Annotated in this window: 13 protein-coding genes and 4 tRNA genes; 14 read left to right on the top strand and 3 right to left on the bottom strand. The window is 42.5% G+C overall.

Annotated features, from left to right (window positions below):
* Positions 1 to 25 precede the first annotated feature (25 nt).
* The 3 genes from frr to AS141_RS19985 all read right to left on the bottom strand — a co-directional run bounded on the left by frr (position 26) and on the right by AS141_RS19985 (position 2,080).
* Entirely contained in the window at positions 26 to 586 is a 561-nt protein-coding gene (gene frr, locus AS141_RS19995) for a ribosome recycling factor (protein ID WP_057939474.1), read from the bottom strand.
* Between the two features lie 11 nt (positions 587 to 597).
* Complete coding sequence (gene pyrH, locus AS141_RS19990) at positions 598 to 1,308, bottom strand: UMP kinase (RefSeq protein ID WP_057939473.1); 711 nt, start codon at positions 1,306 to 1,308, stop codon at positions 598 to 600.
* Positions 1,309 to 1,585: 277 nt separating this feature from the next.
* Positions 1,586 to 2,080, bottom strand: a complete 495-nt coding sequence (locus AS141_RS19985; RefSeq protein WP_057939472.1) for an acetyl-CoA carboxylase biotin carboxyl carrier protein subunit — start codon at positions 2,078 to 2,080, stop codon at positions 1,586 to 1,588.
* Positions 2,081 to 2,215: 135 nt separating this feature from the next.
* Between AS141_RS19985 and AS141_RS19980 the strand changes: the two genes are divergently transcribed.
* From AS141_RS19980 to rpoC, 14 genes are all read left to right on the top strand, one after another.
* Positions 2,216 to 4,789 carry a M1 family aminopeptidase gene (locus tag AS141_RS19980; RefSeq protein WP_087149449.1) on the top strand — a complete coding sequence of 858 codons (2,574 nt, stop codon included), beginning with the start codon at positions 2,216 to 2,218 and terminating at the stop codon, positions 4,787 to 4,789.
* A gap of 149 nt (positions 4,790 to 4,938) precedes the next feature.
* Positions 4,939 to 5,021: transfer RNA gene (locus AS141_RS19975), tRNA-Tyr, on the top strand.
* Between the two features lie 159 nt (positions 5,022 to 5,180).
* Positions 5,181 to 5,253 (top strand) — tRNA-Gly (locus tag AS141_RS19970).
* 45 nt (positions 5,254 to 5,298) lie between these two features.
* A tRNA-Thr gene (locus tag AS141_RS19965) sits at positions 5,299 to 5,370 on the top strand.
* A gap of 63 nt (positions 5,371 to 5,433) precedes the next feature.
* A complete protein-coding gene (gene tuf, locus AS141_RS19960) occupies positions 5,434 to 6,621 on the top strand; it encodes an elongation factor Tu (RefSeq protein ID WP_057939470.1) in 1,188 nt (395 codons plus the stop codon).
* Positions 6,622 to 6,739: 118 nt separating this feature from the next.
* A tRNA-Trp gene (locus AS141_RS19955) sits at positions 6,740 to 6,813 on the top strand.
* A 16-nt stretch (positions 6,814 to 6,829) separates the two neighbouring features.
* Positions 6,830 to 7,018: a preprotein translocase subunit SecE gene (gene secE / locus AS141_RS19950; RefSeq protein ID WP_008203051.1), complete on the top strand. Its 189-nt coding sequence runs from the start codon at positions 6,830 to 6,832 to the stop codon at positions 7,016 to 7,018.
* 18 nt (positions 7,019 to 7,036) lie between these two features.
* A complete protein-coding gene (gene nusG / locus AS141_RS19945) occupies positions 7,037 to 7,594 on the top strand; it encodes a transcription termination/antitermination protein NusG (RefSeq protein WP_057939469.1) in 558 nt (185 codons plus the stop codon).
* Positions 7,595 to 7,597: 3 nt separating this feature from the next.
* On the top strand, positions 7,598 to 8,041 hold the full coding sequence (gene rplK, locus AS141_RS19940; protein WP_057939468.1) for a 50S ribosomal protein L11: 444 nt from the start codon (positions 7,598 to 7,600) through the stop codon (positions 8,039 to 8,041).
* A 10-nt stretch (positions 8,042 to 8,051) separates the two neighbouring features.
* Entirely contained in the window at positions 8,052 to 8,750 is a 699-nt protein-coding gene (gene rplA / locus AS141_RS19935; RefSeq protein WP_057939467.1) for a 50S ribosomal protein L1, read from the top strand.
* A 2-nt stretch (positions 8,751 to 8,752) separates the two neighbouring features.
* Complete coding sequence (gene rplJ, locus AS141_RS19930; protein WP_057939466.1) at positions 8,753 to 9,295, top strand: 50S ribosomal protein L10; 543 nt, start codon at positions 8,753 to 8,755, stop codon at positions 9,293 to 9,295.
* A 42-nt stretch (positions 9,296 to 9,337) separates the two neighbouring features.
* Positions 9,338 to 9,718, top strand: coding sequence for a 50S ribosomal protein L7/L12 (gene rplL / locus AS141_RS19925; RefSeq protein ID WP_057939465.1), 381 nt, complete (start codon positions 9,338 to 9,340; stop codon positions 9,716 to 9,718).
* Positions 9,719 to 9,874: 156 nt separating this feature from the next.
* Positions 9,875 to 13,750 carry a DNA-directed RNA polymerase subunit beta gene (gene rpoB / locus AS141_RS19920; protein WP_057939464.1) on the top strand — a complete coding sequence of 1,292 codons (3,876 nt, stop codon included), beginning with the start codon at positions 9,875 to 9,877 and terminating at the stop codon, positions 13,748 to 13,750.
* 48 nt (positions 13,751 to 13,798) lie between these two features.
* Positions 13,799 to 18,112, top strand: coding sequence for a DNA-directed RNA polymerase subunit beta' (rpoC, locus tag AS141_RS19915; protein ID WP_057939463.1), 4,314 nt, complete (start codon positions 13,799 to 13,801; stop codon positions 18,110 to 18,112).
* Positions 18,113 to 18,132: the final 20 nt, after the last annotated feature.

Raw genomic sequence — 18,132 nt, 5'->3', positions numbered from 1 at the left:
GGTTTCAGGCCGGGTTTTTATAGTATCAGACTTTCATGATGTCTATTTCTTTTTTTGCGAGCAGCTCATCTATTTTAGCTGAAAACTGGTCAGTGAGTTTTTGTACCACATCTTCGGCTCTTTTTATTTCATCTTCTGCAGCACCTTCTTTTTGAAGCTTTTTGAGCTCGTCATTGATGTCCTTGCGTACCGTTCTTAGCGAGATTTTTCCTCCCTCACACTCATGTTTTGCTTGCTTTACCAGAGAAATACGTCTCTCTTCAGTAAGAGCTGGAATAGTAAGAATGATTACTTCTCCATTGTTTTGAGGGGCTAGACCAAGGTCTGAATTGATGATCGCCTTTTCTATCTCAGAGATCATCGAGCGTTCAAAAGGCTTGATGGAGAGCGTGCGCGCATCGGGGGTATTTACGGAAGAGACTTGGTTCAGTGGGGTATTGGCACCGTAATACTGAACCATGATACCATCCAGTAGATTTGGCATAGCCTTGCCTGCGCGGATTTTCAAAAGTTCGGCAGAAGTATGATCCACTGCTTTCTGCATCAATTCCTTTGCTTCGTCTAAGTATAGTTCGATTTCTTCCATGATTTTTTAGCTTAAAGAGAAGTGATCAAAGTACCGATTTCTTCGCCTTGTACCAATTTGCTAAGATTCCCCGCCACATTCATGTCAAATACAATGATGGGAAGGTTGTTTTCCTGACAAAGGGTAAAAGCCGTCATATCCATGACGTTGAGGTTCTTTTCATACACTTCGTGAAACGAAATAGTTTTATATTTTGTGGCTGTTGAATCTTTTTCCGGATCAGCTGTATAGACGCCATCCACTCTTGTTCCCTTCAATACGATGTCTGCTTCCACCTCTATAGCTCTTAAGCTTGCGGTAGAGTCGGTGGTGAAATAAGGATTGCCAATGCCTGCCCCGAAAATCACAATACGTCCCTTTTCCAGGTGACGGATTGCTCTTCTGCGGATAAAAGGTTCGCACACACTTTCGATCTTGATACCAGACATTAAGCGTGTATACATTCCACCTTGCTCAAGTGCACTTTGCAGGGCCATCGCATTGATCAGTGTAGCCAGCATCCCCATGTAGTCCCCCTGTACTCTGTCTATTCCTGATTGCTCTGCCTGGACCCCTCTGAAAATATTGCCGCCACCGATCACAATTGCAATTTCCACACCCATGTCCTGTACTTTTTTGATCTCCTGGGTATATTGCTGAAGTCTTACCGGATCAATGCCATAACTCTTGTCACCCATTAACGCTTCTCCACTGAGTTTGAGCAGTATTCTCTTGTATTTCATATGGTTATAATTTGTCTTTTAAAGGACACATGGAATCTTTCAAGTCAGCTAGTAATTCTGCTGTGTGACGCTTTCGTCATGCTCGATTTCATATGTTTGGTCTAGTTTTTCAGAGGTTGATTATCGCTTGAACACGATTATTAGAGGCATTGCTTTTTCTATTGAAAGTTTAACTAGCACGATCAAAACTGACTGAAAAAGAACCGAGGAAAGCCCGGTTAGCACAAAATAATCCGACAAATATAATTTCTTCAACTCATTATGCTAGGGTTAAAAGCTAAAATTGAATCAAGACTTGGTTTTTTTCCACACTTTCATTGAGAGATACTTTCACGGCTTTCACTACACCATCTCCAGGTGATTTAAGGATGTTTTCCATTTTCATGGCCTCCAAAATCAGTAGCACTTCCCCTTTTTTGACTTCGTCCCCGGCTTTTACTTTTAAGTCTAGTATCAGTCCGGGCATAGGGGCTTTTATCTCTTTTAAAGCCAGAGAAGCCGTATTATTCATCCCCATTTGTTCCAAAAGCAGATCAAACCTATCCTTGAGCTGGAGGCTGGATGTTTTATTTCCGAGCTTGATTTGAATAGTTTTGGTGAGTTCGTCGAGTGAAATCAATTCTGCTTCTATAGACTTATTTTCATAAATAAGATGAATTTTTCGATCAGAGATCCATTGCAGATCCCAGTTGATCGTTTGGTTATTTACGTGGATAGCTTCTTCTGTTTTTTCTACTGAATAGCTCTTGTTCTGGATAGTTACTGTAAACATTCCTGTTAATTTGAAGTCGAATATACAATTTCCAATAAAATCAACTCTTTTTCATTCGTTTTAAATATGAATCAATTGACTGTAAGAAAGCCATACTTCCGGCTATATTCTATAGTATATCAGCTTATTTTTTTTATGATTTTAGCAGTAGCATGCAAGTCAGCACGTCCGATAGTCCAGGAAGAATCTGGCGGCCCGATTGAAGAGATTCAGGTATCCGAGGTGCCCTTACAGTCGGTGGATAGCATGATTGTGAACATTCCCGTTCCTCAGAAGAAACCATCATTTGAGGCTTATAAACCTTCGGCAAAAAAAGATTTTGACATCTTGCATACAGACCTGGACTTGTCTTTTGACTATCAGCGGCAAGCGGTATTTGGCGAGGCCGAATTAACTATCAAGCCTTTTTTTTATCCAACTGGAGAGCTTGTTCTTGATGCTCAGGATTTTGAACTGGACGAAATTTTTTTTATTCAAGAAGGAAAACGTGAATCCATAACCTATGACTACGATAAGAGGAAAATCTATATTCACCTGCCAAGAGCGCTGACAAAATCAGATACTTTCCAGATAGCCTTGGATTATACCGCTTTTCCTGAGCGAAATCCCGGAGCTGGAAGCGAGGCTATTACCGATACCAAAGGGCTTTATTTCATTGATCCGCTGGACACGATACCTGATAAACCCAGGATGATCTGGACTCAGGGGGAGACTGCCCATAATTCCAAGTGGTTCCCAACGATTGATTCACCAAATAACAAATTCACCCAGCTGATTAAACTGACTGTTTCTGATACGTTGGTGTCTGTAGGAAATGGAGAATTGATCAGACAGGAGGATCTGGGGAATGGAATGAGGAAAGATTACTGGGAAATGAAATTTCCTCATTCAGCGTATTTGGCTGCTTTCGCCATTGGGGATTTTGGGAAAGTGGAAGCTTTTTGGGAGAATGTTCCTTTAGGTTACTTTGTTGAAAAAGGTTACGAAAAAGGAGCTGAAAAAGTGTTTAAGAATACGCCGGAGATGATTGGTTTCTTCTCGGATTTGTTGGGAGTAAAATATCCTTGGCCTAAGTATGACCAGGTAGTTGTCAGGGATTTTGTGTCGGGGGCAATGGAAAACACAACGATTTCCATTTTCATGGAGGAATTACGCCTTACTGAACGGGAAGCAATTGATTCAGAGTGGGATTACATCATTGCCCATGAGCTTTTCCATCAGTGGTTTGGAGACTACGTGACCATAGAGTCTTGGGCGAATCTTACCTTGAATGAAGGGTTTGCAAATTACAGCGAGTTTCTGTGGAATGAGCACAAGAATGGAGCGGACGAAGCTAAGCTGAAACTCATTTCAGAAATGGAAAACTATTTTTTGGAAGCAGAGACGAAGCAGGTTGAGCTGATCCGCTTTACCTATGAAGATCCGGAAGATATGTTTGATTCTCATAGCTACTCCAAAGGGGGGGCAATAGTACACATGCTTCGTGAATACCTGGGACAGGAAGCATTTTATGCTGGTCTAAAGGTTTACCTAGAGGAGCATGCATTTGAAAATGTTGAAGTGAATGATCTCCGGATGGCATTTGAAAAGGTCAGTGGAGAGGATTTAAATTGGTTCTTTAATCAATGGTTTTTGGATAAGGGCCATCCGGAACTTCATTTCGAGGTAGATTATTCAAATCCAAAAAATGTACAAATATCCGTTACCCAGCTACAGGATTTGAATACTTCGCCACTTTATAAGCTTCCACTTGATGTAAGCTGGTACGAAGGGAACGTGCATAAAAGTAAGAGATTTATGATCACCAACGCTTTTCAGAAGATTGGCTTGGAGAATGAAGTGCCTGTTGAGCAGCTATTCTTGGACGAGCAGAAAAATCTGCTTGCCAAGAAGTCCATTGAGTTAAGCCCAGCTTATATGCGTCAACAATTCAGGAACTCTAAATTTGGGATAGCAAGATATGAGGCATTGGATAGCCTGGCAGTCTGGGAGGCCCTGGCTGAACTGGAATCAATCCTTCCTGAGGCGCTGGAGGATGATTTTTGGTCGGTAAGAGAATCAGCGTTGTCAATTCTCCAAGGTAACCCGGAATGGCTAGACGACACTCCGGAATTAGCCCGGAAAGTTGTATACCTGGCTGAGAATGATCCACGAAATTCTGTTAGGGCAGGGGCAATTGACGTGTTGGCAGCCTTTTCCCCTGATGATTATTATTCTACTTTTCTGGAATTAGCCAAGGATTCGTCTTATCTGGTCGCAGGATCTGCCTTGATGGGTTTGGTAAGCATGGAATCACAGGAGCCCGATTCCTTATTGATGGAGAGCTATGCGAGTGAAAATAACTTCCGTATAGTGGTTCCGGTTGCAGATTATTATATCACAAACGCCGTTGCCGGCAAAGGTGATTGGTTTCTGAACCAGGCCAATACTATTTCAGGGGAGGGGCTGTATTATTATCTGGGGTACCTTAGCGAATATTTCACCCGCTTGCCTGAAGAGGGCAAAGAGGAGGCAATCGATTATTTATTGGGGAAAATGAAAAATGATACGAGGAGTTATGTGCGATTGGGTGCTTTTCAGGGGTTACTGGGATTTTCTGATGATCAGGAGATTTTGAAGAAAATAAATGAGGTAGCAGCCCAAGAGACGGATAGTGAACTGACAATGTACTATCAATATTTTATGGAAGCACTAAAAGATGAAAATTAAGGCATTGATTTATAATTGTTTGGAAATAAAAACAACAAAATCCCATCAAATTTGAAATGCATGTTTTGAATCTTTAATAAAAGCCTATAATTTTGCCATCCGTTACGATAGAAAAGCCTGAGACGAAGGCTGGAAATGTAGCACAAATCGGGGGAATACCAAAGCGGCCAACTGGGACGGACTGTAAATCCGTTGACTTAAGTCTTCACAGGTTCGAATCCTGTTTCCCCCACACCATTGCCAGAATGCAAAATTTTTTTCTAATTTTGCTGGGCGAAAAATAATCTGGATAAGACCAGGTTACTATGGAAGTAGCTCTCCAAGGTATTACCGCAAGGCGGTATACGTAGAGGTAGAGCGGCAGAGATGGTTTCATCTCGAAAGATTACAAGCGGGAGTAGCTCAGTTGGTAGAGCGGCAGCCTTCCAAGCTGCAGGTCGCGGGTTCGAGCCTCGTCTCCCGCTCTTTGTTTTCCCTAAGGATTTCCTTAGGGAAGCATAAGAGTCTAAGCCGACGTAGCTCAGGGGTAGAGTACTTCCTTGGTAAGGAAGGGGTCAGGGGTTCAAATCCCCTCGTTGGCTCATTTCGGCTTACATTAGAAAAAATTAAATATATCTTTAAACTTAAACTGAGGATTTTCACGCATGGCAAAAGCACAATTCGACCGTTCCAAGCCGCACGTTAATATCGGTACGATTGGTCACGTAGATCATGGAAAGACCACTTTGACTGCTGCCATCACTACCGTACTGGCTAGTAAGGGTCTATCTGAATTAAGAGACTTTTCTTCTATCGATAACGCACCGGAAGAAAAAGAAAGAGGTATCACCATTAACACCTCTCACGTAGAATATCAAACTGAAAAAAGACACTATGCTCACGTAGATTGTCCAGGTCACGCTGACTACGTAAAAAACATGGTAACGGGTGCTGCCCAAATGGACGGCGCTATTCTAGTAGTAGCAGCTACTGATGGACCTATGCCTCAGACTAGAGAGCATATCCTTTTGGCTCGCCAGGTAGGTGTACCTCAGCTAGTAGTATTTATGAATAAAGTAGATATGGTGGATGATCCTGAGCTTCTTGAGCTTGTGGAAATGGAAATCAGAGAACTACTTTCTTTCTACGAATTCGACGGTGACAATATTCCGGTAATCGCTGGTTCTGCACTTGGTGCATTAAACGGTGAAGAAAAATGGGTTAACACTGTAATGGAATTGATGGACGCTGTTGATTCTTATATCCCTCTTCCTGAAAGAGCAATTGATAAAGATTTCTTGATGCCTGTTGAAGATGTATTCTCGATCACTGGTCGTGGTACTGTGGCTACTGGTAGAATCGAAAGAGGTGTTGTAAACTCAGGTGAAGCGGTTGACATTATCGGTATGGGTGCTGAAGGCCTTAAGTCTACAGTAACTGGTGTTGAGATGTTCCGTAAGATCCTTGACAGAGGTGAAGCAGGTGATAACGTAGGTCTATTGCTAAGAGGTATTGAAAAATCACAAATCAAACGTGGTATGATTATCTGTAAGCCAGGATCTGTGAAACCTCACTCTCACTTCAACGCAGAAGTTTACGTTCTTTCAAAAGAAGAAGGTGGACGTCACACACCATTCTTCAACAAATACCGTCCTCAGTTCTACCTTAGAACTACAGACGTAACCGGCGAGATCAAACTTCCGGAAAACGTTGAGATGGTAATGCCAGGTGATAACGTGACTATCGAAGTAACTTTGCTTAACGCAGTTGCTCTTGAGAAAGGTCTTCGTTTTGCGATCCGTGAGGGTGGTAGAACAGTAGGAGCTGGTCAGGTTACTGAAATTCTTGACTAATCATCAATCATAGATTGACTAATTATACAATGCGATCTCAAATTATTTTGGGATCGCATTTGTTTCTTTAGTAATCAATACCTAATTTTGCGTTCCCATTAGCGGGACGTTCATTTACACGGGCATAGTTCAACGGCAGAATAGCGGTCTCCAAAACCGTTGATGGGAGTTCGAATCTCTCTGCCCGTGCCAGTAAGTTAAGTACACTATGAATCTAAAAAACTTTGTCCTGGAGTCATATGATGAAATGAAGAATAAGGTCACATGGCCGAAGTATTCATTTCTTCAAAATAGTGCAGTATTGGTGTTGGTCGCCTCTCTGATCTTTGCCTTATTTATAGGTGTTGTAGATCTTGGATTCGAGAACATCATGACATGGTTTTATGATTTATTCTAATTGAATTGACATTACAGAATGGCTGAACATAAATGGTACGTACTCAGAGTAGTAGCGGGACAGGAGAAAAAAACTAAAACCTATCTGGATAATGAGATTACCAGACAGGATATTGGCGATTTTATTCCTGAAGTCTTAATACCCTCCGAGAAAGTATATGAGATGCGCAACGGTAAAAAACGTGTTAGAGAGAGAAACTTCTTTCCTGGTTACGTTTTAGTCAACGCGGATCTCTCCAATGGTGAAGCCAATCACGTAATTACAAGTATTCCGGGAGTAATCGGTTTCTTAGGATCTAACTCAGGCGGGGCTTCCAAAACCCCTGAGCCACTTCGTCAGTCAGAAATCAACCGTATCTTAGGTAAGGTTGAAGAGATTGATGAGTTCGCAGAGAAACTTGATACACCATTTATAGTCGGAGAGACTGTCAAAGTAATGGACGGTCCTTTCAGTGGATTTACCGGAACAATAGAGGAGATATTTGAGGAGAAGAAAAAGCTTAATGTTATGGTTAAGATCTTCGGCCGAAATACTCCTGTCGAATTAAACTTTATACAAGTAGAAAAACAAGACTAAGCAATGGCTAAGGAAATCACTGGTTATTTAAAACTACAAGTGAAAGGTGGCCAGGCAAACCCGTCGCCTCCAGTAGGTCCAGCTCTTGGTTCCAAGGGTCTGAACATAATGGAGTTTTGTAAGCAGTACAATGCACGAACCCAGGATAAAATGGGTCAGGTGCTTCCTGTATTGATTACGATCTACTCAGACAAGTCTTTTGACTTCGTAGTAAAAACTCCTCCAGCGGCAAATATGTTGCTAGAGGCTGCGAAAGTGAAAAGCGGATCTGCTGAGCCAAACCGTAAGAAGGTAGGATCAGTGACCTGGGATCAGGTTAAGGAGATAGCGGAGGTTAAAATGCCTGACCTTAATGCTTTCAAAGTTGAGTCTGCTATGAAAATGGTGGCCGGTACAGCGCGAAGCATGGGAATCACAGTATCTGGTAAAGCCCCTTGGGAAGTATAAATAAAAAACAATGGCTAAGTTAACAAAAAAGCAAAAAGAAGCTCTTTCTAAGTACGACCCAAGCCAAGTGTACTCCCTGGAGGCAGCTTCTACTATCGTGAAGGATATTACTATGACGAAGTTTGACGCTTCTGTAGATCTTGACATCCGTCTGGGTGTAGATCCACGTAAAGCTGATCAAATGGTAAGAGGCGTTGTTGCGCTTCCTCATGGTACAGGCAAAGACATCAAAGTATTGGTCCTTTGTACTCCTGACAAAGTAGCAGAAGCAACCGAAGCAGGTGCAGATTACGCAGGCTTGGACGACTATATAGCTAAAATCGAAGGCGGATGGACTGACATTGATGTCATCATCACTATGCCTAACGTAATGGCGAAAGTAGGTAGATTGGGTAGAGTATTAGGACCAAGAGGTCTTATGCCAAATCCTAAATCAGGAACTGTTACTCTGGATGTAGCTAAGGCAGTAAGAGAAGTAAAAGCGGGTAAAATCGATTTCAAAGTTGATAAATTTGGAATTATTCACGCAGGTATCGGTAAGGCATCCTTCACTGCAGCGCAGATCGAAGAGAATGTGAAAGAACTTATCCTTACTATTTCTAAACTGAAGCCTTCTTCATCTAAGGGGACATATTTCAAGAGTATTCATTTATCCAGTACAATGTCTCCTGGGATTGCAGTGGACAAGGGTAGCATTCAAGGAATTTAATCATGACTAGAGACGAAAAGAAAGTAATAATCGACGGTCTTACTGAGAAATTTAAAGAAAACCCTTTCTTCTATATCACCGATGCTTCAGGTTTTTCTGTAGCCCAGGTGAACGCATTCAGAAGAGCTTGTTTTGAAAAAGGAGTAGAGTACCAAGTGTACAAAAACACCTTGATCAGCAAAGCACTGGAAAATTTAGATGCCGACTACACTGAGTTGTCAGATAAAGCATTGAAAGGATTCTCGGGAATTATTTTCTCAAAAGAGACAAGTAATCTTCCAGCAAATGTATTGCTGGATTTTAGGAAAAAATTAGGTAAAAAAGCAACAAAGCCAGCATTCAAAGGGGCTTCTATCGATGCAGATATTTTCATTGGTGAAGAAAATCTAGAAATGCTTTCTAAGTTGAAATCAAAGCAGGAGTTGCTAGGCGATCTAATCAGCTTGCTACAATCTCCAGCAATGAACCTTCTATCAGCATTGCAAAGTGGCCAGAACAATATTACTGGTGTGCTTAAAACACTTGCTGAAAGAGAAGAAAAATAAGTTAAAAAAAATTATTCAAACAAATATTAAATTTCAAATACAATGGCAGATCTTACGCAACTTGCAGATCAGTTGGTAAACTTGACTGTAAAAGAAGTTAAAGAATTGACAGATATCCTTAAGGATCAGTATGGCATCGAGCCAGCTGCTGCAGGTGCAGTGGTTGTAGCAGGTGGTGCTGGTGCTGGAGAAGCTGCAGCCGAAGAAGAGAAGTCTACTTTTGACGTTATCTTGAAAGCCGCTGGTGGATCAAAACTGGCAGTTGTGAAACTTGTAAAAGAATTGACTGGTCTTGGTCTTAAAGAAGCAAAAGAACTAGTTGACGGAGCTCCTAAAGCATTGAAAGAGGGCGTAGCTAAAGACGAAGCTGAAGGCTTGAAGAAGTCTTTGGAAGAAGCTGGTGCTGAAGTAGAGATCAAATAATTTGCTGAACCGCAACTGCTAGGTTGGGGTTCACACCTAAGACCTGACTATTATAGTCAGGTCTTTTCCTGTTTATGCACAGGTTTAAAATTGCATTATTCTAATCGGAAATAGAACTATTCCGAGACTAATATTTCACCATAAACATACACTACCTTGGCTATCAAGAATCAAACCGAAAGGAAAAGTTTCTCCTCCATTAAGGTGGTCAAAAGCTATCCGGATTTTCTCGATATTCAGTTGCAGTCTTTCAAAGACTTTTTCCAACTGGATACGCCAGCAGAAAAGCGCCGGGCAGACGGTTTATTTAAAGTATTCGCAGAAAACTTCCCAATCAGTGATTCAAGAGAGAATTTCACTCTTGAGTTTATTGATTATGCAGTAGACCCACCGAAATATTCTGTGAGCGAGTGCATTGACCGCGGCTTGACCTACTCTGTACCGTTGAAAGCAAAGTTGAGATTACTTTGCCACGATGAGGATAATGAAGATTTCGAAACGATTGAGCAAGAAGTATTCTTAGGTAATCTTCCGTATATGACCGAGAAAGGGTCATTTGTAATTAATGGTGCAGAAAGGGTTATCGTTTCACAGCTTCACCGCTCTCCGGGAGTGTTCTTTGCCCAAAGCAAGCACACAAACGGTACGAAACTTTACTCTGCCAGAATTATACCTTTCAAAGGATCATGGATTGAATTTGCTACTGATATCAACAATGTCATGTATGCATACATCGATCGTAAGAAGAAATTTCCGGTCACTACCTTGCTAAGGTCTATAGGCTATGGCTCCGATAAAGATATTCTCGATTTGTTCGGTCTATCAGAGGAAGTCAATGCTACGAAGTCAGCAATGAAGAAAGTGGCTGGGCGTAAGCTTGCTGCAAGGGTTCTAAGAACTTGGGTAGAAGATTTCGTAGATGAAGATACAGGTGAAGTAGTTTCCATCGATAGAAATGAAGTATTGCTAGAGCGTGATACTGTACTTACAGACGAAGATATCGAAATGATCTTGGATTCAGGCTCAAAGAGCATCATTCTCCATAGAGAAGATGTGAATGTGGCTGATTACTCTATCATCTATAATACATTACAAAAAGATAGCTCTAACTCTGAAAAAGAGGCTGTGGAGGTTATCTACCGCCAGTTGAGAAATACTGAAGCTCCTGATGAGTCTACAGCTCGTGAGGTAATTCATAGCTTATTCTTCTCTGACAAACGTTATGACCTAGGTGAAGTTGGTCGTTATAGAATCAACAAAAAACTGGGTCTTGACATCGATTCTGAGAAAATCGTCCTTACCAAGGAAGATATTATCAACATCGTAAAATACCTGATCGGACTGATCAACTCTAAAGCTGTTGTCGATGATATTGATCACTTGAGCAATAGACGGGTAAGAACCGTAGGCGAGCAGCTATACAGCCAATTCGGTGTAGGTTTGGCCAGAATGGCCAGAACGATCCGCGAAAGAATGAACGTTCGTGACAATGAAGACTTCAAACCGGTCGATTTGATCAACGCACGTACACTCTCTTCGGTGATCAACTCCTTCTTTGGAACAAACCAACTTTCTCAGTTCATGGATCAAACCAATCCATTGGCAGAGTTGACCCATAAGAGAAGACTTTCAGCATTGGGTCCAGGTGGTCTTTCCAGAGAAAGAGCAGGTTTTGAGGTTCGTGATGTTCACTACACGCACTATGGTCGTCTGTGTACTATCGAAACTCCTGAAGGACCCAATATTGGTTTGATTTCTTCTCTTTGTGTCCATGCTAAGGTGAACTCAATGGGCTTCCTTGAAACTCCGTACCGTAAGGTAAAAGAGGGCAAGGTAAGCATGAAAGCGGAGGATATTTTATTCCTTACCGCTGAAGAAGAAGACAATCATAACATTGCACAGGCAAATGCTCCTTTGGATGAGGCTGGCAAGTTTGTCAATGAAAAAGTAAAAGCAAGATTCGAAGGTGACTTCCCCGTGTTGGAGCCTTCTGAAATCAGTTACATGGACGTTGCCCCAAACCAGATTGTATCTGTTGCTGCATCTTTGATTCCATTCTTGGAGCATGATGATGCCAACCGTGCATTGATGGGATCAAACATGCAACGTCAGGCAGTTCCTTTGTTGAAAGCAGAAGCTCCTATTGTGGGTACTGGCCTTGAAGCAAAAGCTGCTGTAGATTCTAGATCACTCATCATTGCCGAAGCAAACGGTGTAGTAGATTATGTGGATGCGAAGAAAATCACCATCAAGTACGATCTGACTGATGATGAGCTTTTGGTTAATTTCACAGATGAATACAAGACTTACGATCTGATCAAGTTCAGAAGAACTAACCAAGATACCACGATCAACCTTACTCCTTTGGTTCTGAAAGGACAGAAAGTGAAAAAAGGCCAGGTGTTGGTTGAAGGCTATTCTACTAATAACGGTGAGCTAGCTTTGGGTAAAAACCTTAAAGTGGCGTACATGCCTTGGCAAGGATACAACTTCGAGGATGCGATCGTGATCTCCGAGCGCGTGGTGAGAGAGGATATCTTTACTTCCATCCACGTAGAAGAATTCCAGTTGGAAGTTCGTGATACGAAAAGAGGTGAAGAAGAATTGACCTCTGAAATCCCGAATGTCTCTGAAGAGGCTGTTAAGAATCTTGATGAGCATGGCATCATCGCGATTGGAGCTGAGGTAAAAGAAGGGGATATCATCATCGGTAAGATCACTCCTAAAGGTGAAACTGATCCGACTCCCGAAGAGAAATTGCTTCGGGCAATCTTCGGTGATAAAGCAGGGGATGTGAAAGATGCTTCCCTGAAAGCTTCTCCTTCATTGAATGGTGTTGTAATCGAGACGAAGCTGTTTGCAAGACCTAAGAAGGACAAGGACGTAAGAGCCAAGTCCAAAGCTGAGGTTGAAAAACTTAAGGGAAGATATTCTAAGGATCTTTTGGGCATCAGAGCACGAATGATCAACAAGATGGTGACTATCCTTGATGGCAAAACCTCTCAAGGCGTGAAGCATAAGTTTGGTGATGAGATTATCACTAAAGGTCAGAAATTCAATGCTAAGAACATTGAAAACAATCTTTTCCCTGCTAAGAACCCTTACAGAGATGAGAGTAATTACAATGTTCCTGAAGAGGCAAACCTTATTTCTGATATTGTTCTTGACGATTGGACAAATGATCCTCATACCAATGAGTTAATTGTTCATTTAGTGAAAAACTATACAAACTCACGAAATGAGATCTCTGGTACTTTCAAGAGAGAAAGATTTACTCTTGAGGTAGGGGATGAGCTTCCTGCAGGTATCGTTCAACTAGCCAAAGTGTACATCGCGAAGAAGCGAAAGCTTAAAGTAGGTGATAAGATGGCTGGTCGCCACGGTAACAAAGGTATCGTAGCAAGGATCGTAAGAGACGAAGATATGCCATTCCTGGAGGATGGAACCCCAATGGATATTGTATTGAATCCACTGGGTGTGCCTTCTCGTATGAACATCGGACAGATCTTCGAAACTGTATTGGCTTGGGCCGGTCAGAAGCTGGATAAGAAATATGCTACCCCAATCTTTGACGGTGCTTCGATGGAAGAAGTGTCTCACGAATTGGAGTTGGCAGGCTTACCGGCCTATGGACGTACTTACTTGTATGATGGTCTTTCGGGTGTGAAATTCGATCAGCCAATTACAGTAGGTATCGCATACATGCTGAAACTTGGTCACTTGGTAGATGATAAAATGCACGCCCGTTCCATCGGACCATACTCATTGATCACGCAACAACCATTGGGTGGTAAAGCCCAGTTTGGTGGTCAGCGTTTTGGAGAGATGGAAGTTTGGGCACTGGAAGCATTCGGTGCATCACACGTACTTCAGGAGATCCTGACAGTGAAGTCTGATGACGTAATCGGTAGAGCAAAAGCTTATGAAGCGATTGTGAAGGGTGAAAACCTTCCTAAGCCTAATATTCCTGAATCATTCAATGTATTGGTTCATGAATTGAGAGGCCTGGCTCTTGAAATTACCCTGGATTAATAAAGCGAATGGGCTCGCAAGAGCCCTTTACATATCTTTCAAAAAACTATGGCGTTCAGAAAAAATAAAAAACTTAACAATGATTTTTCCAGAGTCACCATCAGTTTGGCTTCCCCAGAATCTATTCTGGATAGCTCAAACGGTGAGGTGACCCAGCCAGAGACCATCAACTATAGAACTTACAAGCCTGAAATGGGCGGTTTGTTCTGTGAGCGAATCTTTGGTCCGGTCAAAGATTGGGAATGTCATTGTGGCAAGTATAAGCGCATCAGGTATAAAGGTATTATCTGTGACCGCTGCGGTGTAGAGGTTACAGAGAAGAAAGTAAGAAGAGAGCGAATGGGGCACATCGAACTGGTAGTACCGGTTGCGCACATTTGGTATTTCAAATCTCTTCCCAACAAAATCGGTTACCTTCTTGGTCTTCCTACTAAGAAGCTTGACCAGATTGTATATTACGAGCGTTACGCGGTAGTTCAGCCAGGTATCAAAGCAGAAGAGGGAGTTCAGTATCTGGATTTCTTGACTGAAGATGAATACTTGGACATCATGGACAAGCTTCCTAAGGAAAATCACATGCTTGACGATGAGGATCCCAATAAATTCATCGCCAAAATGGGTGCTGAAGCGTTGGAGATGTTATTGGCAAGAATTGATCTGGATGACCTTTCTTACTCCCTTCGCCACCAGGCAGCTACTGATACTTCTCAGCAGAGAAAAGCAGAAGCGCTGAAAAGACTGAAAGTAGTAGAAGCGTTCCGTGATGCAAGAACCAGAATCGAAAACCGCCCAGAGTGGATGGTCGTTCGTATGGTTCCTGTTATTCCACCTGAATTGCGTCCTTTAGTTCCTTTGGATGGCGGTCGTTTTGCGACTTCTGATCTGAATGACCTTTATAGAAGAGTAATTATCAGAAATAACCGTCTGAAGCGATTGATTGATATCAAAGCTCCTGAAGTTATTCTGAGAAACGAAAAGAGAATGCTGCAGGAAGCTGTAGATTCCCTGTTCGATAACTCCAGAAAAGTAAATGCGGTAAGATCCGATGGAAACCGTGCGTTGAAATCCCTTTCTGATATGTTGAAAGGTAAACAAGGCCGGTTCCGTCAAAACTTGCTCGGTAAGCGTGTGGATTACTCCGGTCGTTCTGTGATCGTGGTTGGTCCAGAGTTGAAGCTTCACGAGTGTGGTCTTCCTAAAAATATGGCGGCTGAGCTTTTCAAACCTTTTGTCATCAGAAAACTGATCGAAAGAGGAATTGTGAAGACGGTGAAATCTGCTAAGAAAATTGTGGACCGTAAAGATCCTGTGGTTTGGGATATCTTGGAGAACGTATTGAAAGGGCACCCTGTGCTCCTTAACCGTGCTCCTACACTTCACAGACTAGGTATCCAGGCATTCCAGCCAAAATTGATTGAAGGAAAAGCCATCCAGCTTCACCCCTTGGTATGTACTGCATTCAATGCCGATTTTGACGGTGATCAGATGGCAGTTCACGTACCTCTTGGACATGAGGCGATTTTGGAGGCTTCTACCTTAATGCTTTCCTCGCACAATATTCTTAACCCGGCTAACGGAGCTCCGATTACTGTACCTTCCCAGGATATGGTGTTGGGTCTGTACTACGTGACCAAGGGCAAGAAATCTACTGCCGAAGAGCATGTTGCCGGTGAAGGAATGACATTCTACAGCACTGAAGAAGTGATTATTGCATTGAATGAAGAGAAAATCTCCAAGCATGCAAATATCAAATGCAAGGTGCAGGTAAGAACCGAAGATGGAGGATACAAGGATGAGATCATTGAGACCGTAGCCGGCCGCTTGATTTTCAACCAATTTGTACCAAAAGAAGTAGGTTATGTAAATGAGCTTTTGACCAAGAAAAAACTGCAGCAGATTATCGCTAAGGTGGTTAAGGTATGTGGAATGGCACGTACAGCTCAATTCTTGGATGACATCAAGCATCTAGGGTTCCAGATGGCCTACAAAGGCGGCCTTTCCATGGGATTGAATGATGTAATCATCCCAGAAGAAAAAGAACCGATGATCAATAAGGCCAAGGAAGAGGTGGACCAGGTATGGAACAACTACTTGATGGGGCTGATCACCGACAACGAACGATACAATCAGGTAATTGATATCTGGACCCGTACCAACTCCCATTTGACTAATAATCTGATGAAGCAGATGGAAGAGGATAAACAAGGATTTAATGCGATCTATATGATGATGCACTCAGGAGCCCGAGGTTCCAGAGAACAGATTCGTCAGTTGGGTGGTATGAGAGGTTTGATGGCCAAGCCACAGAAAAACCTTCAGGGTTCTGTAGGGGAGATCATCGAAAACCCAATCCTTTCTAACTTCAAAGAAGGTCTGGATGTATTGGAGTACTTTATCTCCACGCACGGTGCACGTAAAGGTCTTGCCGATACTGCATTGAAAACAGCTGATGCCGGTTACTTGACAAGACGTCTTGTAGATGTGGCTCAGGATATGATTGTCACTGAAGATGACTGTGGTAGTTTGAGAGGACTTCTTGTGCAGCCATTGAGAGATAATGACGAGATAGTTGAACCTCTTTCTGAAAGAGTTTTGGGGCGTGTTTCTGTCCACGATATTTTCCATCCTCTTACGGATGAATTGATCGTAGAATCAGGTTCTCAGATTAATGACGAAGTGGCAAGACTTATTGATGAATCTGGAATCGATGAAGTTGAGATCAGATCTGTACTGACCTGTGAAACCCGTAGAGGAGTTTGTGGCAAATGTTATGGAAGAAACCTTACCACCGGTCATATGGTACAGGAAGGTGAATCTGTAGGTGTTATTGCGGCACAGTCTATCGGTGAGCCAGGTACCCAGCTTACGCTAAGAACATTCCACGTAGGTGGTACTGCATCAAACATGGCTGTTGAAGCCAGTGTGATCGCTAAGTTTGACGGTGTGGTGGAATTCGATGATGAATTAAGATTGATCGAGACTACCAATAAAGATGGCGAGCATATCACCGTTGTAATGGGCAGATCTGGAGAGATTAAAGTCAATGACCCTAAAACGGGCAAGACTTTAGTGTCTAACCACGCTCCTTATGGTGCTATTGTGAATGTGAAAGACGGTGAGAAAATTACCAAGGGCCAGACCCTATGTAAGTGGGATCCATACAACGCAGTTATCCTTTCTGAGTTCGACGGTAAGATTGAATTTGAAGCAATTGTGGAAGGTGTTACCTATAAGGAAGTGTCCGATGATCAGACAGGTTTCCGTGAGAAAGTAATCATCGATACAAAAGATAGAACCAAGAACCCTGCTATCATTGTAAACTATGGGGAAGAGACTAAGTCGTACAACATTCCGGTAGGAGCCCACTTGGCGATTGACGCAGGTGATAAAGTGAGGTCCGGTCAAATCTTGGTGAAAATCCCAAGATCTGTCGGTAAGACAAGGGATATTACCGGTGGTCTTCCTAGAGTTACCGAACTATTTGAGGCAAGAAACCCATCCAATCCGGCGGTAGTTTCTGAGATCGATGGTGTCGTGACTTATGGTGGTATCAAGAGAGGTAACAGAGAAATTATCATCGAATCCAAAGATGGTGTGATCAAGAAATACATGGTATCTCTTTCTAAGCATATTCTGGTTCAGGAGAATGACTTTATCAGAGCCGGCGAGCCGCTTTCTGATGGCGCGATTACTCCAAATGATATCCTTTCTATCAAAGGCCCAACTGCAGTTCAAGAGTATTTGGTGAATGAGATCCAGGAAGTTTACCGACTTCAGGGTGTGAAAATCAATGACAAGCACATCGAGGTGATTGTAAGCCAGATGATGCAGAAAGTTGAAATCCTTGATGCTGGTGATACCGGATTCCTACAAAACCAAGTAGTGGACAAATGGGCTTTCAGAGAAGAGAATGATAATATTCTTGACCGCAAAGTGGTCATGGATGCAGGTGATTCTTCTACATTGAAGCCCGGAATGATTATCTCTGCGAGAAGATTGAGAGATGAGAATTCCAGCCTGAAACGTAAGGACCTTAAGTTGGTACAGGTACGTGATGCAGAGACTGCGGTTTCTAAACCTACGCTACAGGGTATCACTGCCGCATCTTTGGGTACCGAATCATTTATCTCTGCCGCTTCCTTCCAGGAGACTACCAAAGTTCTTTCTGAAGCAGCTATCAGAGGTAAGCGTGATGAGCTGAAAGGTCTGAAAGAGAACGTAATCGTAGGTCACTTGATTCCTGCCGGTACCGGTCAGCGAAGGTTACAGCCGATCATCGTGGGTTCTCAGGAAGAGTATGATAAGCTTTCGGAAAACATGGAGCGCACATCTAGCAAAAGATCTAGTGAAGCAATCCTGTAATATTCTAATAAATTAATTTA

The organism is Algoriphagus resistens (genome assembly GCF_001442615.1).
Classification (GTDB): Bacteria; Bacteroidota; Bacteroidia; order Cytophagales; family Cyclobacteriaceae; genus Algoriphagus; species Algoriphagus resistens.
This window is presented reverse-complemented; position numbering and strand designations above follow the sequence as displayed.